26 protein-coding genes are annotated in these 24693 nt (G+C 67.7%); 11 read left to right on the top strand and 15 right to left on the bottom strand.

The features are described 5' to 3' along the window. Positions 1–18 precede the first annotated feature (18 nt). Positions 19–2028 (bottom strand): glycosyl hydrolase family 28-related protein, encoded by a 2010-nt coding sequence (locus ABZ004_RS12570; RefSeq protein WP_355679932.1) that lies wholly within the window; start codon positions 2026–2028, stop codon positions 19–21. 123 nt (positions 2029–2151) lie between these two features. Continuing rightward, positions 2152–2841, bottom strand: coding sequence for an FCD domain-containing protein (locus ABZ004_RS12565; protein ID WP_355679931.1), 690 nt, complete (start codon positions 2839–2841; stop codon positions 2152–2154). 139 nt (positions 2842–2980) lie between these two features. On the opposite strand from ABZ004_RS12565, the gene ABZ004_RS12560 reads away from it, so the two are divergent. Continuing rightward, positions 2981–3718: a lipoate--protein ligase gene (locus ABZ004_RS12560; RefSeq protein WP_355679930.1), complete on the top strand. Its 738-nt coding sequence runs from the start codon at positions 2981–2983 to the stop codon at positions 3716–3718. On the opposite strand, the gene ABZ004_RS12555 is transcribed toward ABZ004_RS12560, so the two are convergent. Further along, positions 3683–4360, bottom strand: a complete 678-nt coding sequence (locus ABZ004_RS12555) for a pyrimidine 5'-nucleotidase (RefSeq protein ID WP_355679929.1) — start codon at positions 4358–4360, stop codon at positions 3683–3685. The two genes, ABZ004_RS12560 and ABZ004_RS12555, sit on opposite strands and share 36 nt — an antisense overlap. A gap of 51 nt (positions 4361–4411) precedes the next feature. Between ABZ004_RS12555 and ABZ004_RS12550 the strand changes: the two genes are divergently transcribed. Then, entirely contained in the window at positions 4412–5179 is a 768-nt protein-coding gene (locus ABZ004_RS12550; protein WP_355679928.1) for an SDR family oxidoreductase, read from the top strand. Positions 5180–5680: 501 nt separating this feature from the next. Continuing rightward, the gene (locus ABZ004_RS12545) at positions 5681–6061 is read left to right on the top strand and encodes a hypothetical protein (RefSeq protein WP_355679927.1); all 381 of its coding nucleotides are present in this window, start codon (positions 5681–5683) and stop codon (positions 6059–6061) included. A gap of 44 nt (positions 6062–6105) precedes the next feature. Here ABZ004_RS12545 and ABZ004_RS12540 read toward each other — a convergent pair whose 3' ends face one another. Continuing rightward, positions 6106–6966: an NAD(P)H-binding protein gene (locus ABZ004_RS12540; RefSeq protein WP_355679926.1), complete on the bottom strand. Its 861-nt coding sequence runs from the start codon at positions 6964–6966 to the stop codon at positions 6106–6108. A 119-nt stretch (positions 6967–7085) separates the two neighbouring features. On the opposite strand from ABZ004_RS12540, the gene ABZ004_RS12535 reads away from it, so the two are divergent. Continuing rightward, a complete protein-coding gene (locus ABZ004_RS12535; protein ID WP_355679925.1) occupies positions 7086–7457 on the top strand; it encodes a helix-turn-helix domain-containing protein in 372 nt (123 codons plus the stop codon). Here ABZ004_RS12535 and ABZ004_RS12530 read toward each other — a convergent pair. The 5 genes from ABZ004_RS12530 to ABZ004_RS12510 are packed head-to-tail and all read right to left on the bottom strand — an operon-like array spanning position 7454 to position 12393. Beyond that, complete coding sequence (locus tag ABZ004_RS12530; RefSeq protein WP_355679924.1) at positions 7454–8494, bottom strand: hypothetical protein; 1041 nt, start codon at positions 8492–8494, stop codon at positions 7454–7456. The two genes, ABZ004_RS12535 and ABZ004_RS12530, sit on opposite strands and share 4 nt — an antisense overlap. Continuing rightward, a complete protein-coding gene (locus ABZ004_RS12525) occupies positions 8491–9015 on the bottom strand; it encodes a SigE family RNA polymerase sigma factor (RefSeq protein WP_355679923.1) in 525 nt (174 codons plus the stop codon). Before ABZ004_RS12525 ends, ABZ004_RS12530 begins: the two co-directional genes overlap by 4 nt. Positions 9016–9034: 19 nt before the next feature. Then, complete coding sequence (locus tag ABZ004_RS12520) at positions 9035–10681, bottom strand: glycosyl transferase (protein WP_355679922.1); 1647 nt, start codon at positions 10679–10681, stop codon at positions 9035–9037. Continuing rightward, positions 10678–11436, bottom strand: a complete 759-nt coding sequence (locus tag ABZ004_RS12515) for a dolichyl-phosphate beta-glucosyltransferase (protein ID WP_355679921.1) — start codon at positions 11434–11436, stop codon at positions 10678–10680. The genes ABZ004_RS12520 and ABZ004_RS12515 overlap by 4 nt, the downstream gene beginning before the upstream one ends. A gap of 45 nt (positions 11437–11481) precedes the next feature. Next, on the bottom strand, positions 11482–12393 hold the full coding sequence (locus ABZ004_RS12510) for a LysR family transcriptional regulator (protein ID WP_355679920.1): 912 nt from the start codon (positions 12391–12393) through the stop codon (positions 11482–11484). A 232-nt stretch (positions 12394–12625) separates the two neighbouring features. On the opposite strand from ABZ004_RS12510, the gene ABZ004_RS12505 reads away from it, so the two are divergent. Then, entirely contained in the window at positions 12626–13492 is an 867-nt protein-coding gene (locus tag ABZ004_RS12505) for a LysR family transcriptional regulator (RefSeq protein WP_355679919.1), read from the top strand. A gap of 2 nt (positions 13493–13494) precedes the next feature. Here the strand turns inward: ABZ004_RS12505 and ABZ004_RS12500 are convergent, their stop codons facing one another. The 6 genes from ABZ004_RS12500 to tdh all read right to left on the bottom strand — a co-directional run bounded on the left by ABZ004_RS12500 (position 13495) and on the right by tdh (position 18464). Beyond that, positions 13495–14319, bottom strand: coding sequence for an aldo/keto reductase (locus ABZ004_RS12500; protein ID WP_355679918.1), 825 nt, complete (start codon positions 14317–14319; stop codon positions 13495–13497). 62 nt (positions 14320–14381) lie between these two features. Then, positions 14382–15467, bottom strand: a complete 1086-nt coding sequence (locus ABZ004_RS12495) for a winged helix DNA-binding domain-containing protein (protein WP_355679917.1) — start codon at positions 15465–15467, stop codon at positions 14382–14384. 45 nt (positions 15468–15512) lie between these two features. Next, a complete protein-coding gene (locus ABZ004_RS12490) occupies positions 15513–15920 on the bottom strand; it encodes a type II toxin-antitoxin system VapC family toxin (protein WP_355679916.1) in 408 nt (135 codons plus the stop codon). Continuing rightward, the gene (locus ABZ004_RS12485) at positions 15920–16195 is read right to left on the bottom strand and encodes a ribbon-helix-helix protein, CopG family (RefSeq protein WP_355679915.1); all 276 of its coding nucleotides are present in this window, start codon (positions 16193–16195) and stop codon (positions 15920–15922) included. Before ABZ004_RS12485 ends, ABZ004_RS12490 begins: the two co-directional genes overlap by 1 nt. A 41-nt stretch (positions 16196–16236) precedes the next feature. Further along, positions 16237–17415: a glycine C-acetyltransferase gene (locus ABZ004_RS12480; RefSeq protein ID WP_355679914.1), complete on the bottom strand. Its 1179-nt coding sequence runs from the start codon at positions 17413–17415 to the stop codon at positions 16237–16239. Further along, positions 17415–18464: an L-threonine 3-dehydrogenase gene (gene tdh / locus ABZ004_RS12475; protein ID WP_355679913.1), complete on the bottom strand. Its 1050-nt coding sequence runs from the start codon at positions 18462–18464 to the stop codon at positions 17415–17417. The genes ABZ004_RS12480 and tdh overlap by 1 nt, the downstream gene beginning before the upstream one ends. A gap of 136 nt (positions 18465–18600) precedes the next feature. Between tdh and ABZ004_RS12470 the strand changes: the two genes are divergently transcribed. From ABZ004_RS12470 to ABZ004_RS12445, 6 genes are all read left to right on the top strand, one after another. Next, positions 18601–19230, top strand: a complete 630-nt coding sequence (locus ABZ004_RS12470; protein ID WP_355679912.1) for a class E sortase — start codon at positions 18601–18603, stop codon at positions 19228–19230. Between the two features lie 18 nt (positions 19231–19248). Further along, positions 19249–19794, top strand: coding sequence for an orotate phosphoribosyltransferase (gene pyrE / locus ABZ004_RS12465; RefSeq protein ID WP_355679911.1), 546 nt, complete (start codon positions 19249–19251; stop codon positions 19792–19794). Beyond that, positions 19794–19964 carry a hypothetical protein gene (locus ABZ004_RS12460; RefSeq protein WP_355679910.1) on the top strand — a complete coding sequence of 57 codons (171 nt, stop codon included), beginning with the start codon at positions 19794–19796 and terminating at the stop codon, positions 19962–19964. The genes pyrE and ABZ004_RS12460 overlap by 1 nt, the downstream gene beginning before the upstream one ends. A gap of 9 nt (positions 19965–19973) precedes the next feature. Further along, on the top strand, positions 19974–20654 hold the full coding sequence (locus ABZ004_RS12455) for a hypothetical protein (protein WP_355679909.1): 681 nt from the start codon (positions 19974–19976) through the stop codon (positions 20652–20654). 68 nt (positions 20655–20722) lie between these two features. Further along, complete coding sequence (locus ABZ004_RS12450; RefSeq protein WP_355679908.1) at positions 20723–21448, top strand: LemA family protein; 726 nt, start codon at positions 20723–20725, stop codon at positions 21446–21448. Positions 21449–21670: 222 nt separating this feature from the next. Next, positions 21671–24667: a BTAD domain-containing putative transcriptional regulator gene (locus ABZ004_RS12445; RefSeq protein ID WP_355679907.1), complete on the top strand. Its 2997-nt coding sequence runs from the start codon at positions 21671–21673 to the stop codon at positions 24665–24667. Positions 24668–24693: the final 26 nt, after the last annotated feature.

The following is a 24693-nucleotide window of genomic DNA, read 5'->3' as shown; positions in this document are numbered from 1 at the left end:
CACCGCACTACCAGCGTCCTACTGCCAAGGACCCGGCGGTGGCGGCGGCACGACTGGCGGCCGGTCCTCACAGTGACCGGGTGCTCCGGCATCGGCGGTCCAGCCACCGTCGTTGCTGTCACCGAGCAGTCGTACGTCGAACTCCGGCGTTCCCGTGAAGTGGAAAGTGCCACAGTTGTTGACGAACGGCGCCCCCACGTTCCGGGCGTCGACGTTCTCGAAGCTGGCGAAACCGCCGACCCGGGCGTTCACCACGTTCGTCCCGGTGCCGTCCACCTTGATGTTGCGGAAGGCAACATTCGTCAGCGACCAGGTGTCTTTGACCGGCCAGTCGACCACGAACATCATCGCGTTGTAGGTCGAATCGAGGAACGAACTGTCGGTCACCTCGATCTTGCCGGACATGTTCGACTCCAGTGCGTAGAGCCAGATGGAGCCGAGGCCGAGATCCCAGTTGAGATCCCGTGGACCGCCACGGACCGTGGTGTTCCGCGCGAACGACAAGGTCCCCTCGAACGGCGTCGAGTTGAACCGCGAGCCCGCGTGCAGGGTGCTGCCTTCGCGGATCGGGTCGGCGACCAGGTTGTCGGTGACCGCGTTGTCCTTGCCGCCGTAAATGGCGATGTCGTTCGCCAGCACCGGGGTCTGAACGGTGTTGTGGTCGTAGACGTTGTTGTGGTTCGCCAGTCCGTCAGGGTTCTTCTCGGACCACATCGCGAGCCCGTCGTCACCGCTGTTGCGGACGAAGTTGTTGGTCGCCCGGACGTGCGAGACGCCCAGGTGCAGGTTCATCCCGTCGGCAACCGCGTCGGTGATGAGGTTGTTGCGGATCAGCAGGCCGTCCATCGGGCCGTCCAGCCAGATGCCCACCTTGGTGTGGTGCAGATAGAGGTTCTGGATGGTCGAACCACCCCCGATCGCGCCGCCGATCCCGTTCACCTGGTCGGTGTCGACCCGCTCGCGGACGTCGCTCTCGATCGCGAAGTCGGACAGGTGAACCTTCGTGCTCCCGCCGTCTGCCGCGTACTTGCCGTAGAAGCCGGGCGCGCTGTGCACCGACTTGTCCGGCGCTGGTTCGGCCAGCGGCAGCACCTTGCCCTTGATGATCGACCACCAGTTGCCGGCGCCCTGGACGGCGACCTTGTCGACGACGATGTGCCGGTTCACCTGGTAGGTGCCCGGTGGGATGTAGACGGTCCAGCCGATCTTCTTGGCCGCCGCTATGGTTCGGTCGATCGCCGGCGCAGCGTCGTACCGGCCGGTGGGGTCGGCGCCGAAAAGCCTGATGGACAAGGACTTTCTCGGCTGCTTGATCGGTGCGGCGACCTGCTCGAAGTCGGCGACGTCGAGCACCGTCCAGGCCGCGGGCGAATTGGCCGGCAGCTGGAAGCGGACCTTGTCGCCTGCCTGGTAGGTCTTGCCGAGCAGCAGGCGTTGCTCGTCGTAGAAGTGGTTCGGCCGGAACGGCTTGGTGACCGGGTCCGGCTCCGGCTTCCACCAGCCAGGGATCGGGTCGACGTTCGGGTCGTTGGAGAACGGATACATGCCGTAGAGCCAGGCGTACTCCGAGGTCAGCGTCATCGTCCGCTTGTGCTTGCCGTTGACAACGACATCGAGCGGCGCCTTGAGCCCGCCGCCACCCGCTGCATCAGGGATGCTGTAGCGCAGGGTCAACGCGTTGGCGGGTCGCGAGAGGGTGAACTCGACGTACTGACCAGGAGAAGTCAGCCGTACTGCGGTACGCCCGGAAGCCTCTGCGGGCAAGGAGTAGGCCTCGCGGCTGGGGCCGAGTTTCTCCCCGGTGGTGAAGGCGTTCTCGGCCTCTTGCTCGACGAACGGGACGGTGGCGCCGCGGCCCTGGACCAGTGCGGGATCAAGCCCAGCCCTGGTGATCTTCGGGGCAGGCGGGTGGGCGGTCGGTTGCGCCGCGGCTGTGGACAGCGCGGCGGTGGAGATCAACGCTCCGACGGCCAGGCCGGCCAGCGCGACCTGACGCCGGGACATGGGTTTGTGGGACACGGGCGACATCCCCCTCAGCTGAACGGCCGCCGCCCCTGCTCATCGAGGCACGTCACCGCTTGGGCCCGGACGATACGCATCCCGATGATTCCCTGCAAGATCTTGACAATGGGAAGTAATTTCCCGCGTTCACTAGATCTGTGGCACCGGGCGGAGGGCGCGGAGCCAGAGTTCGGTCTGGGCGATGTGGGCGGAGGCGGCGGTGGCCGCGGCGGCTGGGTCGCGACCGGCGATGGCGGCCAGGATCGCGCGGTGGCCGCGGTCGCTGGTCTGCTTGATGGCGTCGAAATCGGCGCCCGGTTCGAAGATCCGGTAGTGGCCGCCGCGGCCCCGGATCACCCCGGTCAGCGCGGTGACGGTCGGGTTGCCGCCCGCAGTACAGATCAGGTTGTGGAATTCCGCGTCGAGGGCCTGGATCTGGCCGGCGTCGGTGGTCGCCTCCAGGCGGTCGAGGATGTCGGCCAGCGTCTTCTCGAGTTCGACGTCCTGGCGTGCGGCGGCCGCGGCGGTCGCGTGCGCTTCCAGCACTCGGCGTACTTCGAGCAGTTCGAGCACTCCTTCGAGCGGGATCAGCTCGACCGACAGGGAGAAGCGGCTGATGATCTCGGCCGGGTCCAGGGCGGAGACATAGGTACCGGATCCGTGCCGGGACTCGATCACGCCGAGCGCGGCCAGCGAACGGGCCGCTTCGCGAAGAGAGCTGCGGGAGACGCCCAGCCGATCGCAGAGTTCGGGCTCCGGCGGGAATTTCTCCCCCGGTCCGAGCGCCCCGGATGCGATCATCTGTCGCAGCCCGGCCAACGCCTTGTCCGTCGCCGCCATCGGCACCTCCCCGTTCGCTGTCAGTCCCTCCGAGGATAAGTCCTCAGATGACTTAGGGCGAATGTGCTCGTTTCGGGGAGTTGGCGACGACGCGTTGGCCAATTCATCAGATGTCAGAACAGCGTGACACGATGCGGCGGTGCAGCTCTTCTCGGGTGCGACGGACGATGAGGCTCTCGAGCTCGCCGTCGCCCATGCCTTGGTACGCCGCGCGTCGACCGGCGAACTCGCCGAGGCACTGCGAATCTACCGTCCCGCCGCACCGGTCGTCGTCTTCGGCCGGCGCGACACCCGGCTGCCCGGTTTCGACGCCGCGGTACTTGCGGCACGCGCGGCCGGCTTCGAGCCGCTGGTCCGGGCGGTCGGCGGGCGGCCGGTCGCCTACACGACGCAGGCGCTGGTGATCGACCACGTCAAACACGAACCGCTCGCGCCAGACGGGCTGGAGACGCGATTCCAGTACTACGGAACGCTGTACGCCGAGATCCTTCGCGAACTCGGCATCGATGCCCGGGTCGGCGCGGTGCCGGGGGAGTACTGCCCGGGCGCGCACAGCGTCAACGCGCGGGGCGTCGTGAAGCTCGTGGGTACCGGGCAACGCGTAGTACGGAATGCCTGGCTTTTCAGCACGTTGATCGTGCTCGGCGACGACGACGTACTCCGGGGTTTGCTCACGGACATCTACCGGCTTCTGGAGCTCCCGTTCGATCCTGTGTCGGTCGGCTCTCTCGCCAGCGAGACGGTCGGCCTGGACTTCGCTGCCCTTGAGCGCCGGGTCATCGCCGCCTATGCGGCCACAGAACCAGGGGCCTTGGACGCCGCGACGTTGGCCCTCGCGGCGTCACTTGTCGCTGATCACCGAGCCGTCGGAGAGTGAGCGGAGATACCCGGCGAGATCCCATACTCGCCTTCGGCTCCCGCCGACCAACTCGTACGGCGCGGGGCCGGGCCCGGGCTCGCCGTTGACCCAGATCGTCGCCATGCCGAGTTGATCGGGCACGTCGAGGTTGACCGCCAGGTCGTCGAAGAACGCTGTCCTGCTTGGGTCGATCCCGAACTTGGTGCTGAACAGCTGATAGCTCTCCGGGTACGGCTTCGGGATCAGGTCGCCGGCGACGATGTCGAAGGTGCCGTCGAAGTGGCCGGTCAGCCCGAGCCGGTCGAGTGCCTGCTCCACGTGGTAAGCCGATCCGTTGGTGAACACGAACTTGCGGCCGGGGAGGGCTGCGATCGCGGCGGCCAGGGCGCCGTCAGGCCGTAGTACGGAGTAGTCGATGCGGTGCTCGAAGGCGAGATAGTCGGCGGCCTCGATGCCTTCGGTAGTCATCAAGCCGCGCAGGGTGGTGCCGTGGGTCGCGACGAGCTCGGACTGGATCCGGCGGGCGCCCGCCTCATCGGTCTTGTAGTGATTGCTCAGGTATTCGCGGATCCGGTGGTTCATCTGGTCCGCTAGGCCGGTGCTGGGCGGGTAGAGGGTGTTGTCGAGATCGAGTACCCAGGTGTCGATGTCGGGCCGCATCTCGCCAGAGTAGTGACAGACTGGTGCGGTCATCGACGGGAGGATTGAGCTGTGGCGACGGCGCTCATCACTGGACCTACTGCCGGGATCGGCCGGGCCTTCGCGGAGAAGCTGGCGGTCGAGGGATACGACCTGGTGCTGGTCGCGCGGGACGAGGCGCGGCTGAAGGAGCTCGCGACCGAGCTCACCCGGCTGCACGGGGTTTCCTGCGAGGTGCTCGCCGCGGATCTGACCGAGCCCGCGGAGCTTGCGTCGGTCGAGAAGCGCTTCGCGGACGGGCCTGTCGAGGTGTTGGTGAACAACGCCGGCTTCGGCCAGAAGAAGCCGTTCTGGGCGAACCCGATCGAGGTCGAGGAGAAGCAGTTCGACCTGCTGGTCCGGGTGGTGCTCCGGCTCACCCACGCCGCGATCCTGCCGATGATCGAACGCGGCTCCGGCGCGGTGATCAACGTGTCGTCGGTGGCCGGCTTCTTCCAGCGCGGCACCTACAGCGCGCACAAGGCCTGGGTGACGAGCTTCTCGGCCGGCCTCGCGATCGAGCTGCACGCCAAGGGCGTCGCGGTGATGGCGCTGTGCCCCGGCTTCGTCCACACCGAGTTCCACGACCGGATGGGCATGGACAAGTCCATCATCCCGTCCTTCATGTGGCTGGACGCAGCCGACCTGGTCGACGCCGCCTGGTCCGACCTGATGTCCGGCAAGGCCATCTCCATCCCTAGCCGGCGCTACAAATTCCTCGTCACCCTCGGCCGCTTCACCCCCCGCACCCTCATCACCCGCATCTCCACCACAGGCCTAGACGGCCGCCGCCGCAGCTGACATCCGGAAGTTGGTGGGTGGAGGCGGCGTGGGAGGTGGGTGAACTAATGGGGGGTCGCTAGCGTCCAAGGGAGACGGCTAGGGATTGAGGGGATCATGGGTGTTCGGGGATGGCAGCGGGTTGTGGTGGGGGCTGCGGGGCTGGTTCTGGTGTTGGGGGCCTGTGGCAACGATGTGAAGCCGACGGCTAGGGGGAGTGTGTCGAGTACGCCTACGCCTACGCCTACGGCTGGTACGCCTAGTGTGGGGCCGTCGACGCCTGGGTTGCCGCTTAAACCGGGCACGGCTACGCCGACGGGTGGGCCCTCGCAGACGCCGGGTGGGCCTAAGCCGCCTAGTACTTCGCCTACCAAGCCGGTTCGGTTGGTTGGTGGGATGTTGCTGACGGGAGCCGAGGTGGCCAAGGGGGATCCGGGTCGGCATTGGGCGGAGACTTCGGGGAGTGCTAGTACGCCGATTTGTGGGCGGGGGTCTACTCGGGGGGACGGGGTTGCGGGGAGCTTGAACCGGAACTTTGCGAATGGGCTGGATGCGTCGGGTGGGCAGTGGTTGACGCGGTACAAGACGCCGGCCGCGGCGAAGGCGGCGTACGAGTCGATCGTGAAGACGATCAAGTCCTGTAGAGCTGCGAGGCCGGCGCCGACGCATGCGCGCAAGTTGACGGAGGATCGCAAGCTGGCGGTGGGGGACGCGACGGTGATCCTGCGCTGGTACGACTACCCGCTGCCGTCGGATCCGGGGAGTGAGGACGGTGGGTTCCCGTACGCCGTGACGCTCAAGGGGAGTGTCGTGAGCGTGGTCGCGTTCCGTGAGATGGGCAAGGGCGTCAAGCCGGCCAACTTCGAGAAGTTCGCGCGGGCTGCGGCGGCGCGCCTGCCCTGAAAAGAAGGGCTGGCAGCTCGATCGGCTGCCAGCCCGGTCGAAGGTCAGGCCAGTACGGCCGCGATGGAGTCGGCCAGTGGGGTGGTGGGGCGGCCGATGAGGCGGGAGAGGTCGCCGGGGGTGCCGGCCAGGGCGCCTCGGGTGATGGCGTCGTCAACGTCGGCCAGGACTTCGGCGAAGCCCTCGGGGAGGCCGACGCTGACCAGGAAGGCGACGTTCTCGTCGTGGCTGATGGTCTTGTGGACGACGGGCTTCCCGGACTGCTTGGTGATCTCGGCGGCGAACTCGCCGAACGTCCAGGCGTGGTCGCCGCTCAGCTCGTACGCCTTGTTCAGGTGACCGTCGGTGCTGATGGCAACGGCTGCCGCCGCGGCGTAGTCGGCGCGGGTCGCGGTGGCGATCACGCTGTCCTGACCGACCCCGTTGACGACGGCGCCGTGCTCGATGGCCGGCCCGACGTTGGCGGTCAGCATCTCGACGTACCAGTTGTTGCGCAGGAACGTGTACGGCAAACCGGAGTCGAGGATCGCTTGCTCGGTGGCCTGGTGGTCCGCGGCCAGCAGGAAGTCGGCCGTGGGGCTACCGAAGATGCCGGTGTAGGCGAGCTGCGCGACGCCGGCCGCCTTGGCAGCGTCGATCACCGCGGCGTGCTGCGGGATCCGTCGCCCGGCCTCGCTCGCCGAGATCAGCAGCACCCGGTCCGCGGCGTCGAAGGCGCCCTCGAACGTCTCCGGCCGGTCGTAGTCGGCTTCGAGGACGCGGATGCCCTGCGCGGCCAGGTCGGCCGCCTTCTCCTTGCTGCGGGCAACGGCGGTGATCCCGTCGGCCGGTACGCCGGCAGCCAGCAGATCGGCGATGACGAGGCGGCCGAGCTGTCCGGTCGCGCCGGTGATGACGATGCTCATACGAAGTGCTCCTGAGGAGTAGATGTTCTGGTAGCACTAACTGTAGGGTGGGTACTACCTTCACAGTAGTACCCACTTTGAAGTAAGGTACTGAAAGTCAAGTAAGGAGGCCTCAGGCGATGACCCAGACACTCATGCCCGATGTGAACCGCGCCGGCTGCCCGTCGCGGGTGATCCTCGAACACGTCACCAGCCGCTGGGGTGTCCTCGTACTCGCCGCCCTGCTGGAGCGGTCGTACCGGTTCAGCGAGCTCCGCCGGCACGTCGACGGGGTGAGCGAGAAGATGCTCGCGCAGACCCTGCAGGCGCTCGAGCGCGACGGTTTCGTACTCCGCGACGCCCAGCCGGTCATCCCGCCGCGCGTCGACTACTCGCTCACCCCGCTCGGCGAAGAGGCCGCCAACCTGGTGGCAGGACTGGCCCGCTGGGTCGAGCACAAGGTCCCCGATGTCCAGGCCGCCCGCGCCGCGTACGACGGGACCAAGGTCTAGCGGAGCGGATTCCCGGTGGCCGCGGTCAACTTCACCGAGGCTGCGATCGCGGTGAAGTTAGTGGTGTACGACGACACCGGCGACTGTTCGGCGACAGCGATGTATCCCTGCGGCAGCTCGAACCGCGCATAGTTGTCGTCCACGTTGACCTCTGCCGGTCGCCCGCCCACAGTCGTCGTAGGTTTGAAGGCAGCCGGCACCTTGGAGATGCCGACAGTGAGCTGGGACTGCTGCCGAGCAGGTGGCAGTAGGCCCGGAGCTTCCGGCCCGTTGCCGACGTCGAGATTCAGCATGTACTGCGGCGGCCCGGCGGCAGCTGGATCGGTGCCGAACGGCGTCGAGACGCTCGTGACCTCCAGTTCGGAGCCGATAGCCGCCCGGCTCACCGTGAAGGGCACGGTCACCGGCCGGCCGATGCCGCGGTGCACGCTCTCCGCGATATGCCGTGCCCTGTCCAGTTGCGTGCCCGGACCGGTCATCGTGATCATTCCCCAGCTGTTGGCGGCGTACTGCCAGGCGATCACGATGCTGTACTTGGCCTGGCCGAGCAGGAAGGCCGGTTGCCCGGCGATGTCCTCGATCGGGGTCTTCGCCGCCCAGCCGGATTCGACGCCCGGTTCGAAGCCGGGCGCCAGCATGGTTGCCGCGGCCCAGGAGTCGCCCACCGCCGCTGATGCGGGGAGCATCGTGATCTGCTGCCAGTATCGGCCGGTCCTGTACGCCGAGGGTGTGAAGCCACCCGCGGATCCTGCTTCGAAGGCCTGAGACCAGATGCTGAACGGTTGCACTGTCCCGGGCGCCGGCGCGACGGGCGCTCCGTCGTCACGATCTCGGACCGCATTCAGCAGCAGGGGAGATGTGCATGCGGCGGCGATCAGCGCGACGACTGCCAGCCCACCGACGACGCGGCGCCGGCGTACGGTCCGGCGGCCGTCCTGGACGGCGCGGTCGACGCTGATGCCTTCTGTGCCGACCGGATCGGGTGTCTCGCGCAGTGCCTTCAGCAGGCCGGCGTAGTCCTGGTCTTCGGAGTTCATGACGCTACTTCCTTCCCTGCTGGGGTACTGAGGTCTAGCCGGTCGCCGAGCGACTGCCGCAGTACGGACAAGCCACGCGAGGTCTGACTCTTCACGGTGCCCTCCGAACAGCCGAGGGTGGCGGCGACCTCCGATACCGGCAGGTCGTACAGGAAGCGCAGTACCAGTACCGCGCGCAACTTCGGCGACAGCCGACGGAGTGCCTCCGCGACTACCAGGCGGGTCTCGACCTCGCGTGGCTCGTGGGCCGGCAACTCGGTGAAGTCGTCGGTCAGCCGGACTCTCGACCAGCGCAGCCGTTGGTCGTTCAGGAAGGTGCGAACGACGATCGTCCGGACGTAAGCGTCGATGTTGTCGGCGTTCCGCGCGCGATGCCAGTGCACGTAGAGCTTGGTGATCGCGTTCTGTACGACGTCGTCGGCCCGGTGTGCGTCCTTGCAGAGCGACCCGGCGAGCCGGCGCAGTTCCGGCAGTCGCGCTGTCACGTACTCGACGTACTGTCGCTCGTCCTGTGCCCGCATGAGTCCACCTCCCTGTCCATCATCGGTCTCCCACAGGCCATACCCAGACGCCGCCGACGAGCTGCGCGGGTCCGAGCAGGCTGTCCAGGCAGGTCCTCAGGCCGTCCTGGCCGGTGTCGAGCACCACCGCACCGGCCTTCCAGTAGTCCAGGTCCGCGTGGAGCTGCTGCTCGCTCAGGGCGCATTCGCCGCCGGCCGCAACCTGTCGCAGTGCGGTCGCTGTCGGCCGCGGGTCCGCGCCGTATCCGCCACTGTCTGAAGGGCCACGCGGGCCGACGAAATACCCCTCCGGCAAGGCAAAACCAAATCCGGCAGCGACCTGCCACCCCATCGCGACCGCATTGCCGGGATCAGGCGGAGGAGCCGGTACTACGGATCGCCCGGCCGCGACGTACTGGCGCCAAAGACCGTGAGCGAAGAACGCCGGGGTCTCCGGGCGGTCTTGCGCGATCAGCGGGGTGGGGACGATCGGGAGGAGAGCAGCCGCGAGCACGGCGTACCCGAGGCGGCGGACGGGCCCGGCATCGTCGCCTCTCAGCCGATCGATGCCTAGGGCAAGGAGTGCGCCGATCGCCGGGACGCAGATCAGCGCGAGTCGTGACTCGATCACCGAGTCGTACAGCGGCAGGTGCCGGATGAGCAGCCAAGGGCTGGGCACTCCTGCCGACAACCAGGCGGCGATGATCGTGAGGCCGGCAAGGATCCTGACCGGCCGGCGCCGCCGGAGCGCGATGGTGATGCCTAGGGCAACGATCAGGAGGGGCCAACCGAAGAAGGCGTTCTCCTCGGTGGGATTCATCGACAGCTGTCCGGCTTGCGCAGGATCACCGGCCAACGACCTGCTGGAAAAGGCGGTGAAGGCCGCAGGGTCGTTGGCCGCCGGACCATGGACGAGATGGTGATAGCTCTGCGGACCGACGAACTGCCAGGCCAGCGGGATCGCGGTGACGGCCAGCGCGATCGCAGCTGCCAGGGCGAGCGTCGGGAGATAGCGACGGCAGAAGGCCAAGCCGTCGCGAGGACCGTGGAGCACCCCGAAGATCGCGAGTCCGGTCGCGGCGAGAAGCATGATCTCCTCGCCCAGGAAGACCTGGTAGGCCAGCAGCAGGCCGAGCGTTACCGCCGTACGACGGCCCGGCGGCCGGCGCAGTAGGAGCAGGGGGATCACGGCCAGCACGACGAAGTTGGGATGCGCGTTTGCGTGCGAGATGATCGCCGGCGCGAAGCCGCAGAACGCCGCACCTGCCGCGGCGGCCGTTCGGGAGGCCACGAGCTGCCGCGAGAACAGCCAGTACCAGGCGAAGGCCGAGCCGGCCAGGCCAAGGGTCAGGACGATCGCCCAGGTGAATCCGGCCCCGAGCAGAACCGTGACCGGGATCAGCGGGGCACCGAGGCCGAACATCGCTGTGTTCGCCATCAGGTTCACCCCGAGCGGATGGTTCAGAAGCGTGCTGAACAAGGGATTGTGGCCGCCGAGCACCTGATGCGCGGTGACGGCGAAGAACCATTGCCATTGCTCCTGGTCCTGTCCGCCGTCGACCAGGTAGCGGCCGTTCGGATCCACCCAGAGCCGCCAGAGCAAGACCACTGCGGCCAGTAAGAACCCGGCCCCCACCACCACATCGAGCGTCCTGACCCGAAGGCGTACCAGAGTTTCGACGTTCATCCGGTGACCGTCAGTTCGGTGCGGAGGTGGAGGAGGAGCTCGGCCGGTTGCAGCCGGCGGTGGAAGTGACGGATCCGCGACAGCTCGGCGAGCCCGGCCAGATACCCGAACGGATGCAGCTTCGACCCGGGCTGATCGGACCAGCGCACCGGCACCTCGGCGACTCGCAGCCCGAGCCGGCGGAACAGATGGAGCACCTCGGCGTCCGAACACCAGCCGTCGAGCCGGGCCAACTGGAAGACGAGCCGCGCCTGCGGACCGTCGTACAGCTTGAAGCCGCATTGCGTGTCCTGGATGCCCGGTACGGCGACCAACTGGATCAAGCGGTTCCCGATCCGTCCGCACAACTCGCGCACCGGATGCTGCCGGACCTCCAGCCGCGATTCCGGCAGCGCTCGCGAACCGATCGCGACGCTCGCCCCACGGTCAAGAGCGTCGTGCAGTTTGGGCAACTCCTCGATCGGGGTCGCATTGTCCGCATCGCACATCAGTACCCGAGCGCCCCGGGACGCCAGTATGCCGACTCGCACTGCGTGCCCCTTGCCGCGGTTGACCGGCCAGCGGATCAGCCGGACGCGACTGTCGCCGAGCGCCGCCACCGTCCAGGCGGTCCGGTCGGACGAGCCGTCGTCGACGACCAACACCTCCCAGCTCCGCTGTTCCTGCCGCAGTCGCGCCACCACTGCGCGCAACGTCGCGGGCAACCGCGCTTCTTCGTTGTACGCGGGGATCACGACACTCGTCTGAACGCTCACAACCCACTGACCACCGCGCCGACCGGATGCGTTCTGTGAGCTGGGTCACATAGGATTGCTGAGTGGGAGCCCGGCGGCGGTGGCGGACAAGGCAGCGATGGTTGCCTTGATCAACGGATGGTCGGCGCGGCCGGTCCGGGTCGCGGCGTAGACCCGGCGGGTCGGCGTCGGCGGGGTGAGCGGCCGGAGTACGGCGGTGCCTGGATGCGGCAAGGCGAGTTGGGGGACCAGCGAGACGCCGGCGCCGGCGCCGACCAGGGCCGCGACTGCGCTGAAGTCGTCGGAATGGTGGGCGATCCGGGGCGCGAAACCGGCTTGCTCGCACGCGAGTAGGACGACGTCGCGGATCGGGTTGCCGATCGAGGTCATGATCCAGTCGTCGCCGGCCAGGGTGGCGAGATCGACTGTGTCCTCGGCAGCCGCCGGATGATCAGCGGGGAGCAGAGCGACGAAAGGCTCGGCGTACAAAGGGATTCGGGTCAGCCGGCGCGCATCGGGTGACCCGCGATGCTCCACGGCAACGGCTAGTTCGACCTCGCCGTCGAGGAGCTGGGTGATGCCTTGATGTCCTTCGGTGTCCCGTACGACGAGGCGCAGGCCGGGCGTGGTCTCGCGGAGCTGGGCGAGCGACGGGGCGACCAGGAGGCTGATCGCGGTGGCGAAGGCGGCCACTCTGACCTCGCCGGTGGCGCCCTCGGCGTACAGGCGCATTGCCTCTTCGGCGCGTTCGACGTCGGTGAGGATGGTGTCGGCGTGGCTGAGCAGCAGCCGGCCTGCGGAGGTGATCGCGACCCGGCGGCCGCGGCGCTCGAGGAGCTCCTGGCCGACCTCGGACTCCAGCGCCGCCAGTTGCTGGGAGACGGCCGACGGGGTCAGGTGCAGCACCTCGGCGGCCGCCGTCACGGTGCCGTGATCAGCAAGTGCCCGGAGCACTCGCAATCTTCGGACTTCGATCACGGGGCTCAGCTTGGCACAGGTCCCGGCGGAACCAGCGCGGGCGGCGGGACCGGTCCGCGACGATCGGCGCATCGGCCATCCCCGAGCGGGACTCCCGTGCGACCTTCCTGGCGATGGAGAGGGTGAAGGGATCCATTTTCGGCACTTCCTTTCGACGTCTTCAACGCTAGAAGTGGCGAATTGATACGTCCAATGAAAGTTCTTCGCAGAGTTGATGCGTACAGTGCATGATGTGGAGCTTCGCCAGTTGCGATCATTCGTGGTGGTCGCCGAGGAGATGAACGTCGGCCGCGCCGCGGCCCGGCTGCATCTCACCCAGCCCTCGCTGAGCCGGCAGATCGCGGCGCTCGAACACGATCTCGGCGTCGAACTGTTCGCCCGGGTCAAGCGCCGGTTCGTGCTGACCGCGGCGGGCTCGGTCTTCCTCGCGGACGCGCGGGAGTTGCTGCGGCGGGCCGACGACGCAGTACTCAATGCCCAGCGCACGCAGCGCGGGGAGCTGGGAACGCTGCGATTGCGGTTCGTTCAGTCCGCGACGTTCGAGGCGTTGCCGCGGCTCCTCGGCGCGTTCCGCGAGGCCTATCCGGAGGTGGTGCTGGATCTGGAGGCGATGACGACGCTGCACCAGATCGAGGCGCTGCGGGACGGACGGATCGACGTCGGGCTGTTGCGGCTGCCGACGGCCGAGCCCGGGCTGAACTCGCGGCTCGTGACGGAGGATCCGCTCGTGGTGGCGCTGCCGGCGAAGCATCGGCTGGCGAAACGGCGGCGGATCAGCCTGGCCGAACTGGCCGAGGACGACTTCGTGCTCTACAGCGAGGCGAGCGGGCCGTCGGTGTACGGCCGGATCGTCGGCTACTGCCGCGACGCCGGGTTCGTACCTCGGATCGTGCAGGAGGGCGTCGACGTCCAGACGATCGTGTCGCTGGTCGCCGCCGGGCTCGGGGTGTCGTTGCTGATCGCGCCGACACCACCGATCGACCCGGCGTCCGTCGTCTACTGCAAGTTGTCCGACGACCTGCCGACCTGGTCACTGTCCGTGGCCTGGTCGCCGGACAACTCCTCGCCGGTACTGGAGCGGTTCCTCCAGCTGGGCTGAAATCAGTCGATGGTGTCGGGGTCGCCGCCGACCCGGACTCCGGTCTCGAGGTCGGCAATCGCCGCCATGTCCTCGTTGTCCAGCTTGAAGTCGAACACGTCGATGTTCTCCGCGATCCGGCTCGGCGTCTTCGACTTCGGGATCACCACGTTGCCGAGCTGCAGGTGCCAGCGGATGACCACCTGGGCCGGCGTCTTGCCGTACTTCGCGCCGAGCTCCGCGAGGATCGCGTTGTCGACCAGGGCGCCGGAGGCCAGCGGGCTCCAGGCCTGCGTGACGATGTCGTTCTCCGCGTTGAACGCGCGCAGCTCGTCCTGCGGCAGGGCCGGGTGCAGCTCGATCTGGTTGACCAGCGGGCGCACGTCGGTTTCGTCGAAGAGCCGTTGCAGGGCAGGGATGTGGAAGTTCGAGACGCCGATCGCGCGCACCCGCTTGTCGGCGTACAGCTGCTCGAACGCCTTCCAGGTGTCGACGTACTTGTCCTTCTTCAGCGCCTGCCAGTGGATCAGGTACAGGTCGACGTGGTCCAGGCCGAGGCGCTCGGTGCTCGCGTCGAACGCCTTCAGGGTGGAGTCGTAACCCTGGTCGCTGTTCCACAGCTTGGTGGTGACGAACAGCTCGTCGCGGGGCAGGCCGGCGGCGGCGATCGCGCGGCCGACGCCTGCTTCGTTACCGTAGATCGCGGCCGTGTCGATGTGCCGGTAGCCGACCGCGAGGGCCGACTCGACGACGCCGTCGACGATCTCGTCGGCGATCTGCCAGACCCCCAGGCCCAGCTGCGGGATCTCGACGCCGTTGTCCAGAGTGATGGTGGGGACTGTGCTCATCTGACCATTCCACTGGTACGGGCGCTTCAAGCCCAGTCATCTGACGTGTGACAACAACCTCATCAACTGGCCGTAACCAGTTCGTAGGTCTTCGCATCTGGCTCCAGGAACCGCAGCAACGCGGTGCCTTCGCGCTCAAGTTCGGCTGCTGTTTTCTTCAGCGTGCGCCCGAACGGGGTGAGCGTGAGAGTGGCCACACCGCGCTTCACTTCGGTCGACCAGAGGCCGGCGACGAGACCGTCGACGGTGTAGGTCGACTTCACCCGCAGATTCTTGGTGAAGACGGCCGGGCGGTGTTCGTCGGCGATGATCCGCTCGCGTTTGGCATGAGCGAGGAGGAGATTGTCGAACTCCGGCAGGAACCTGACGGCCGCGGGGGTGTCCGGATCCGGCCGCGGCCCCTCCGGTACGTCGTACAGGGTCTTGCCGGTCTCGTCTTTCAGTTGATCGAGCTCCAGTTTGTCGAAGAGCGCCTTCGCTCCGGGCAGGCCTGACCAGGTCTGGAAGTCGGCCGGTGTCGCTGGTCCGAAGGCGGCGAGATACCGGCGTACCAGCTCCTCCGGTAGTGCGGTAGGCCGCACCTTCTTGCCAAGCCAAGCCTCTGCCGGGGTGAACCGCGCGTTGGCCGGCCAGCCCCAGCGGGTCTCCGTCGGGAACATCACCAACGGGACCATCATCCTGGTCGTGAACCCGAGTGCCCGCTCGTTCACTGCCGGGAACTGCTCCTGCAGCGCATCCCGCACCTCGGTGAACGTCAACGGCTCCTTCGCCAGCAGCTTCTCCGCAGCCGCCACCACCTTGCCGACATCCAGCCCTTCGGCCCGGTCCTTCAGCATCCGCAACCCGGACTCGAGAATCGGCCCGATCGTCGTCCGGAACCGCAGATAATCCTCCGCAGTCACCAGATGCAGCGTCCCCCTGAACAAAGTGGCCCGCACCACCTCCCGGTCAGCAACCGCCTTGTTCAGCTCCTCACCCGCAAACCCCTCCACCCGCGACCACAACCCCACATACGGATGCTTGGCCTCCTGCCCCTGCATCCCCACCAACCGCCCAACAGCCTCAACCACCCCCACCTTTTCCCGCCCCAACAACATCTGCCGAGCCAACGTCGCCCGATTAACCGCCCGATCCGACAGGGTCGTCATGAACACATCATGGCGACTCGCACCGACAGAGTCAGCCGCGTTCGTTCAGTCGCGCCCAGGCGCTGCGACCGCAAGGGCGTTCCGGCGGCACGCATCAGCCAGCCGATCGTCATAGGTGACGACCACATCAGCGTCGATCAGTACGGCTGTCGCGAGATGGATCGCATCGAGGCTACGCAGTACGAGTGGTTCGATCCGGCGGGCAACGCTCACCACCTCGGCCGACATCGATCGCTCGTCGACGCCGGACATCGCATCGTCGATCAACTGCCCTGCCTTGGGCGACTTGGTCCGCGCGAGCACGGCGCGCGAAACCTCCACCCACGCCAGCGAGGATGACGCGAGAAGGTCTGCCTGATCGTAGTGGGCATCGACGAACTCCACCAGCGCGTCGGACTCCTGCTCGTTGATCACGCGCTTGATCAGCGCGCTGCTGTCCAGATAGACGCGCATCAGAAGCGGTCGTCGCGGTCGAGGAGGTCAAGGCTGTCGGTGCCTTCCGGCAGGCGCAGGCGCGGTTTCACCTTGCGGTAGGCCACTCTGGCCGGGCGGACGACCTGTGCCGAGCGCGCGCGATCACGATCGCTGACCGGCGCCTCGTCGTCCACCAGATGAAGGTGCCGGGTGACCGCCTCCCGGAGGATCTCCTGCTGCGACTGGCCGGTGCGCTCGGCCTCAGCCTGCAGCGCCGAAGCCATCTCGGGGGTGAGTCTCAGGTTCACAGCCATGCCATCTACGGTACCACTTTCGGTACCGTAGACGGCACCGGTTAGCTGAGGGCGGTGCGGGCTTCTCTGAAGGCGGCTACTGCGTGTTCTACGTCTTCGGTGGAGTGGGCGGCGGAGAGTTGGGTGCGGATTCTGGCTTTGCCGTGGGGGACGACCGGGTAGGAGAAGCCGATGACGTAGACGCCCAGTTCGAGGAGTTTGTCGGCCAGGCGGCCGGCTTCGGCGGCGTCGCCGATCATGACGGGGGAGATGGGGTGGGTGCCGGGGAGGATGTCGAAGCCGGCTTCGGTCATCTTGGTGCGGAACAACTGAGTGTTCGCGGCGAGCTTGTCGCGGAGGTCGGACGAGGTGCCGATCAGTTCCAGGGCCTTCAGAGAAGCTGCCGTCACCGAGGGGGCGAGGGAGTTGGAGAAGAGGTAGGGGCGGGAGCGTTGGCGGAGGAGTTCGACGATCTCGCGGCGGGCGGAGACGTAGCCGCCGGAGGCGCCGCCGAGGGCCTTGCCGAGGGTGCCGGTGATGATGTCTACGCGGTCCTTGACGCCGAAGAGAGATGGGGTGCCGGCGCCGTCCGGGCCGACGAAGCCGACGGCGTGCGAGTCGTCGACCATCACCAACGCGTCGTACCGGTCGGCCAGGTCGCAGATCTCGTCCAGCGGCGCCAGATAGCCGTCCATCGAGAACACGCCGTCGGTGGCGATCAACCGGTAGCGCGCGTCGGCAGCATCCTTCAGCTGAGCCTCGAGATCCGCCATGTCCCGGTTCTTGTAGCGGTAACGCTTGGCCTTCGAGAGCCGGATGCCGTCGATGATGCTGGCGTGGTTCAGCTCGTCGGAGATGACCGCGTCCTCGGCCCCGAGCAGCGTCTCGAAGAGCCCGCCGTTCGCGTCGAAGCAGGAGCTGTAGAGGATGGTGTCCTCGGCGCCCAGGAAGTTGCTCAAGGCATCTTCCAGGTCCTTGTGAATCTGCTGCGTGCCGCAGATGAACCGCACCGACGCCATCCCGAAACCCCAGCGATCAAGGGCATCCCGCGCCGCTGCGATCACCTCGGGATGATCCGCCAGTCCCAGGTAGTTGTTCGCACAGAAGTTCAACACGTTGCCTGAGGCAACCGAGATCGAGGAGTTCTGCGGCGAGCCGATCACCCGCTCTGACTTGTACAACCCGGCGTCCCGGATCTCGCCGATCGTACCCACCAGGTGCTCGCGCATCTTGCCGAACATCAAACAGTCCCCTCGAAGCTAGCGTTGGTCCAGTCCAGGATCACTTTGCCGCACTGCCCCTGCCGGGCCACGTCGAAGGCGGCCTCGAAGTCGGCGTACCCGAACCGGTGCGTGATCACCGGCGCGAGGTCGAGCCCGCGTTCCAGCATCACCGACATCGAGTACCAGGTCTCGAACATCTCCCGGCCGTAGATGCCCTTGATGGTCAGCATGTTGAGGACGACGGTGCCCCAGTCGATCGCGATCTCGTCGGCGGGCAGCCCGAGCATCGCGATCTTGCCGCCGTGGTTCATGTTCGCCAGCATGTCGCGCAGCGCGGCCGGCTGCCCGGACATCTCCATCCCGACGTCGAAACCCTCGCGCATCCCCAGCGACTGCTGCGCCTCGGCGATGGTCTGCTCGCCGACGTTGACCGCCAGCGTCACGCCGATCTTGCGGGCCAGCTCCAGCCGGAAGTCGGACAGGTCGGTGATCACCACGTTCCGCGCCCCCGCGTGCAGGGCGACCGCGGCAGCCATGATCCCGATCGGACCGGCGCCGGTGACCAGCACATCCTCGCCGACGACCGGGAACGACAGCGCGGTGTGCACAGCGTTGCCGAACGGATCGAAGATCGCGGCCACATCCAGATCGACCGGATCCCGATGCACCCACACATTGAGCGAAGGCAGCGCGACGTACTCCGCAAAAGCTCCAGGCACATGTACGCCGAGCCCGCGCGTCTTGATGCACAGGTGACGACGGCCCGCCCGGCAGTTCCGGCAGCGACCGCAGACCAGGTGGCCCTCGCCGCTGACCAGGTCACCGACCGCGACATCCCGTACGCCGGCGCCGATCTCGACCACCTCGCCGCAGAACTCGTGCCCGGTGACCATCGGCACCGGCACGTTCTTCTGCGCCCACGGGTCCCAGCTCTGGATGTGCAGATCGGTGCCGCAGAGGCCGGTCCGAAGCACCTTGATGAGCACCTCGTCCGCCTCGATCTGCGGCTCCGGGACCTCCTGCAACCACAGTCCCGGCTCGCTCCTGGCCTTGACCAGCGCCTTCACCGACGTACCTCCTCAGACGATTGCCTCCCACATCGTGGTCCTGAGCAACCACCCCCGTCCATCGACACGTCGTACACAGCCTGTGCAGTTCACCTGCACGAACGAGGCGCGGGGCGGGCAGGAGATACTGGGCCGCATGGCACGGGGCGTAGTACGAGGTGTGGGCATCGCCCTGTTGGTGGCCGGGCTGGGTGTGCTCGGCTGGGTCGGCTGGCAGTACTTCGGAACGGGCATCGCCTCGAACCACAAGATGGACCAGGGTGAGCAGGACCTCCGCGATCGCTGGGCCGCCAAAGTTCCTGACAAAGCGGCGAAAACACCCGGTACGGCGGTAGTGCTGCTCCGGATCCCCAAGTTCGGCCAGGACTGGGAGAAGCCGGTCGTCGAGGGTGTCGCCAAGGACGACCTGGCGAAGGGGATCGGGCACTACCCGGACACCCAGCTGCCGGGCGAGCCGGGCAACTTCGCGATCGCCGGCCACCGGGTGACGCACGGCTCGCCGTTCCGCAAGCTGCTCGAGCTGACCAAGGGCGACCAGGTGATCGTCGAGACCGCGGACAGCATCTACACCTACGAGCTGGACGGCTCGCCCAAGGACCTGACGGTGAAACCGAGCGACACCTGGGTCCTCGACCCGGTGCCTGGCAAGCCGGCCGACGTACCGACCGCCTCGATCCTCACCCTCACCACCTGCCAGGACCTCTTCCATTCCCCGGACCGCTCGGTCGCCTTCGCCCACCTCGCCAAGGTCACCAAGAAGGGCTAAGCCGTATGCTCGGCGCTCATGAGCTTCGATCGGGATGCGCTGCTGGAGCAGGTCAAGACCAAGGCGATCGTGCATGGGCGGGTGACGCTGGCCTCGGGCAAGGAGGCTGACTACTACGTTGATCTGCGCCGGATCACGCTGGATGCCGAGGCGGCTCCGCTGATCGGGCCGGCGATGCTGGAGCTGACGGCGGATCTAGAGTACGACGCGGTCGGTGGGCTCACGCTGGGTGCCGACCCGGTCGCGATGTCGATGCTGCACGCGGCGGCTCAGCAGGGACGCAAGCTGGACGCGTTCGTCGTCCGCAAGGCAGAGAAGACGCACGGGTTGCAGCGCCGGATCGAGGGGCCCGACGTCAAGGGCCGCCGGGTGCTCGCGGTCGAGGACACCTCGACGACCGGTGGATCGGTGCTGACTGCGGTCGAGGCGTTGCGCGAGGCCGGCGCCGAGGTCGTCGCGGTCGCGGTGATCGTGGACCGGTCGACCGGGGCCAAGGAGAAGGTGGAGTCCGAAGGCCTGGAGTACCGCACGGTGTTCGGTCTCGAGGAGCTCGGCCTCGACTGATGGAGATCGGCGGCCTGGTTGCCGAAGGAAACTCCCTGATCGGCTGGGACGCCGGCCCGCAGACCCCCACCGAGATCCTCAACCGCCTAGAACTGCTCCAGCAGGTCACCGACAACATCCCGCCCTACGTCTGGCGCGACTACGCAGGCATCGACCCGCGCCGCCGATAGCCTGCGGCGATGGACGGTACGACGCTGCTCTCGCTGCTGGTGATGGCCGTCGCGGGCGTACTCATCTATCGGCGCTGGCAGGCCGGCCAGGTGCGGGCCGGCATGATCGGGGACCTGGCGGCCGGGAAAGGCTGGTCCTACACCGCGAACGAGCCTGGGCTGGTTGGCAAATGGCCCGGTGATCCGTTCGGCAAGGGCGAGGACCAGCAGGCGAGGAACGTTGTGCGCGGGCGCTGGGACGACCGCAAATTCCTTGCCTTCGACTACAGCTATCAACCGTTCGATGCCACCTCCGGCAAGCAGCCCCGGCGATTCGGTGTCATCGCGATGCAGCTACCGGCCGCGCTGCCCTGGCTCGAGGTCGAGCACGAGAACCTCCTCGGTGAACAGCTCAGGAACATCGTCGATGCACGGCCGGACATCCGGTTCGAAAGCGACCTCTTCAACCAGACCTTCCGGGTCACCTCGGACGACGAGCGCTATGCCCGAGCGATCGTCCATCCCCGCCTGATGGAACTCCTGCTGGACCGCGGCGAGATCGGCTGGCGCATCACCGGCGAACACCTCCTGGGCTGGTACACCGGCAGCCACACCCCGTCCGATCTGGAACGCCGGCTCGATTTCCTCGCGCAGATCGCCGGACTCGTCCCGGCGTTCGTTTGGGCAGACTACGGGCGGAGCGACGGGTGAGCTGACTGACCCCGGACCCGGGCGGCGTTAGAGTCGCTGGCAGCATTGCCGACACTCGGGAGCAGGGAATGACGCTTGTCATCATTGTGATCGTCGCGGTCATCGTGATCGTGGGGATCGCGCTGATCATTTCGTACAACCGGTTCGTCAAGCAGCGGAACCTGATCCAGGAGTCCTGGCGGCAGATCGACGTCGAGCTGCACCGCCGGTACGACCTGATCCCGAACCTGGTCGAGACCGTCCGCGCCTTCGCGGCCCACGAGCGGCACGTATTCGAGGAGGTCGCCCGGCTGCGGACCCAGGCGGTGAACGTGCAGGGCGCCTCGCCGGAGCAGCGGGCCGCCGCCGAGGGGCAGCTGTCCGGCGCGCTGCGGCAGATGATGATCTCGGTCGAGGCCTACCCGCAGGTCCAGTCCAACCAGAACTTCCTCAACCTGCAGCGCGAGCTGACCGACACCGAGGACCGGATCGCGGCCGGCCGCCGGTTCTACAACGCGAACGTGGGCGACTACAACACCCGGGTCGAGTCGTTCCCGTCGAACCTGATCGCGGGCGGCTTCAAGTTCGAGAAGGCCGGCTACTTCGAGGTCAGGGACGAGTCGGTCCGCGCGGTCCCGCAGGTCTCGTTCGGCACCATCGGGTCGGTCGCCGGTGAGCAGCCGCCGCCGCAGATGCAGCCGGGCCACCAGTCGTCGGGCCAGATCCAGCCGCAGATGCCGGGACAGGTGGGTGGGCCGCCTGCGGGTCCCCCCGGACCGCAGGACGGCCAACCTCCGTTCACCGGTGGTCAGTAGCTCCCCCGAGACCACCCCAACCGGTGTACTTGTTCCAGGCCCGGGTGCGACGATGGTCATTCGCCACTCCCGGGCCTGCCCTCCCCCCGGTACCGAGGTCAACAGTGCCGGGCCGAGATACATCGCGCGTACATCGCGACGTACATCGCACCGCCGGAACCTTCCCGGCAAGCCCGGCGGGATGCCACCATGGGTCGGTCAGGCGTCGGAGAGGGCAGCCAAGTGGAGAGTCTGAGGTACGAGATCCTCGGGCCTCTGCGTCTCCGCCATGTCAAGGGTCAGCCACTCAAGGCCAGTAAGCCGCGCCAACTGCTTGCCACCCTGCTGCTGCACCCGAACCGGTTCGTCTCCACCGACCTGATCGCCGACGCGCTCTGGGAGGGCAGTCCGCCCCGCTCCGCGACGGCGAACATCCGCACCTACGTCCGGGCCCTGCGCGGCGTCCTGCAGGATGCCGGGCTGTCCGCGCCGATCGACACCTCCGCGGCCGGCTACAGCATCGAGGTCGGCGTCGACGAACTCGATTCCAGCCTGTTCGAGTCCCTGCTCGCCGAGGGCGGTCACCTCCGCGACGCCGGTGAGGGCCGCCAGGCGATGGAGGTGCTGTCCCGTGCCTACGCGCTGTGGCGAGGTCATCCGCTCGAGGACCTGACCGTCTCCGCGGCCTGGGAAGGCTCGATCGCCCGGCTCGAAGCGCAGTACCGGGGGCTCGTCGACGGGCTGCTCGATCTGCGGGTCGAGTACGGCGACGCGACCGGCGCGGCCGTGCTGCTCAGCGACCGCCTCACCGAGGACCCGTACGACGAACAGCTCTGGCGCCGGCTCGTGGACGCACTGGTCGCGGCCGGCCGAACCGGTGAGGCGCGCGCGGCGTACCGGAAGGCCGTGCAGACCCTCGCCGATGAGCTGGCCATCGAGCCGGGTCCGGAGCTCCAGGCCGCCGGGACGCGGGCCGAGAACGGCCGCTCGGCGAACTGGCCCGACCCAGGCATCCCAGCAGCCCGTACGACGAATCGCCCGGCGCCCGGAGATTCGCAGGACGTCGTCCTCGGTCCGATGGCGGCCCCCGTGCTCTCGGAGCCCCAGCGGCCACCGAGCCAGCTGCCGCTCGACCTCTCCGACTTCAGCGGCCGGCGGGAGAAGCTCGAGAAGTTGCGGGACCTGGTCTGTGGACGCGACCCCGTCCGGCCGCCGATCGCGGTCATCTCGGGAGCGCCCGGGACCGGCAAGACGTCGTTGGCCGTTCGGCTCGGACATCTGGTCAGGGACTCGTTTCCGGATGGCCAGATCTACCTGGACATGCGTGGCGCCACCCAGCCCCGGGACGCCGGTGGTGCGTTGACAGACCTGCTGCTCAGCCTGAACATGCCCGACTACGCAGTACCGACCGATCCGGAGCGGCGATCGGCGATGCTGCGGTCCGAGCTGGCCAGCCGCCGGGTGCTGATCGTGCTCGACGACGTCGCATCGGCGAGCCAGGTCGCGCCGCTGATGCCTGGTACCGGTGCTTCCGCGGTGGTCGTCACCAGCCGCAACCGGTTGATGGACCTGGCCGGGGCGGACAGCATGCCGCTGGACACCTTCGACGACAGCGAGGCGTCCGAGCTCTTGCAGCGCGTCGCCGGTGCCGGACGGGTGGACTCCAAGTCATCGGCTGCCGAGGAGATCCTGTCGGCCTGCGGGAACCTGCCGCTGGCGATCCGGATCGTGGCTTCGCGGTTGGCGCAGCGGCCCGATCTGAGCCCGACGGAGCTGGCCAGGCGGTTGCGGGACGAGACGCATCGGCTGGACGAACTGAGCATCGGCGAACTCGCCGTACGGACCAGTGCAGATCTGAGCTACGACTCGCTCAGCTCGGACGAGGCGCGGCTCTACCGGTTGATCGGGCGGTTCGCGGTCGGCGTCTTCTCGGCCCGGGTGCTCGAACCGGTCGCCTCACCTGCTTCGGTACGCCGGAGCCTGGACCGGCTGATCGAGGTGAACCTGGTCCAGATCAGCTCGGTCGACGAGCGCGGTACTGCGCGCTACCGGGTGCACGATCTGCTCCGCCTGCATGCGATCGGCGTCGGCGACGAGGAGCAGAAGAACCAGGCGGTCAAGGATCTCACGACGGTGCTGGATGCCCTTCTGAACAAGGTCAAGCGGGCCGGTGCGGCGTTGCCGGTCGTGTACTTCGGGGTGCTGGACGAGCCGGGTCCGCCGGTGTCGCCCGGTCCTTCGCCGTTCACGGACGCGGACGCGATCGCGTGGTTCGACGCCGACCGGAGCACCTTCGTGCCGGCGATCCGGGCCGCGGCGCAGAACGGGCTGCACGAGTACGCCTGGCGGATCGCGGCGGGCTGGGGTCCCTACCTGGACATGCGGGCCGGTTTCGACGACTGGAACGAGTCGCACCAGGCCGGGCTGGCGAGCGCGATCGAGTGCGGGAACCGGCACGGCGAGGCGATCATGCATCGCAACCTCGGCCAGCTCGCGCTGTACCGCGACGACTGGGAGCCGGCCTGGTTCCACCTGAACGAAGCGGCGGCGCTGTTCGCCGAGGTCGGCGACCGGATGGGAATCGGGGTCAGCGCCGTCGGGCTGGGGACCTGGTTGCGCGAACGCGGCCGCCCGGAGGAAGCACTGGCGCAGTACGAAGGGGCCTTCGATGCCTTCGTCGAGGTGAAGGACGCGAACGGCGAGGCGGTGGCCCGGACGGCGGCCGCGTCGATCCTGCGGACTCGCAACGACCTCAGCAAGGCGGGAGGGTATCTGGCCGAGGCGTTCCTGATCGGCGTACGACGGGGAGATGTGCACCGGGTCGCCAAGGTCCGCCGGGGGATCGCGGCGCTCCGGGCGGACCAGGGGAACCCGGCGCAGGCGGTCCGGCAGCTGCAGGCGTCGCTGGCGATCTTCGACGGTCTTGGTGACGATCATTGCGGGGCGCATACGCGGGCCGAGTTGGGGAACGCGCTGATCGCGGTCGGTGACGGTGCGGCCGCGCGCCGGATGCTGCTGGACGCGATGGAGATCGGCACCCGGCTGGGAGATCGCAGTGTCGAGGGTGCTGCGGCTTTGCATCTCGGTGGGCTGCACGCGAGTACGGGCAACGAGGACTTCGCCCGCCGCTACCTCACCCGAGCAGCCCGGGCCTGGCAGCAGGTGGGCAACGACGCCAAGGTAGCGGCCGCCCGCCAAGCACTGGCCGCCCTGACCCCCACCACCCAAGCCGCCAGCTGATTCAAACTCCAACGCCCTGCAGGAAT

The sequence above is a fragment of the Kribbella sp. NPDC006257 genome (genome assembly GCF_040613535.1).
Taxonomy (GTDB): Bacteria; Actinomycetota; Actinomycetes; order Propionibacteriales; family Kribbellaceae; genus Kribbella.
Note: the sequence above shows the minus strand (reverse complement) of the source record. Positions and strands in the feature narration are given on the sequence as shown.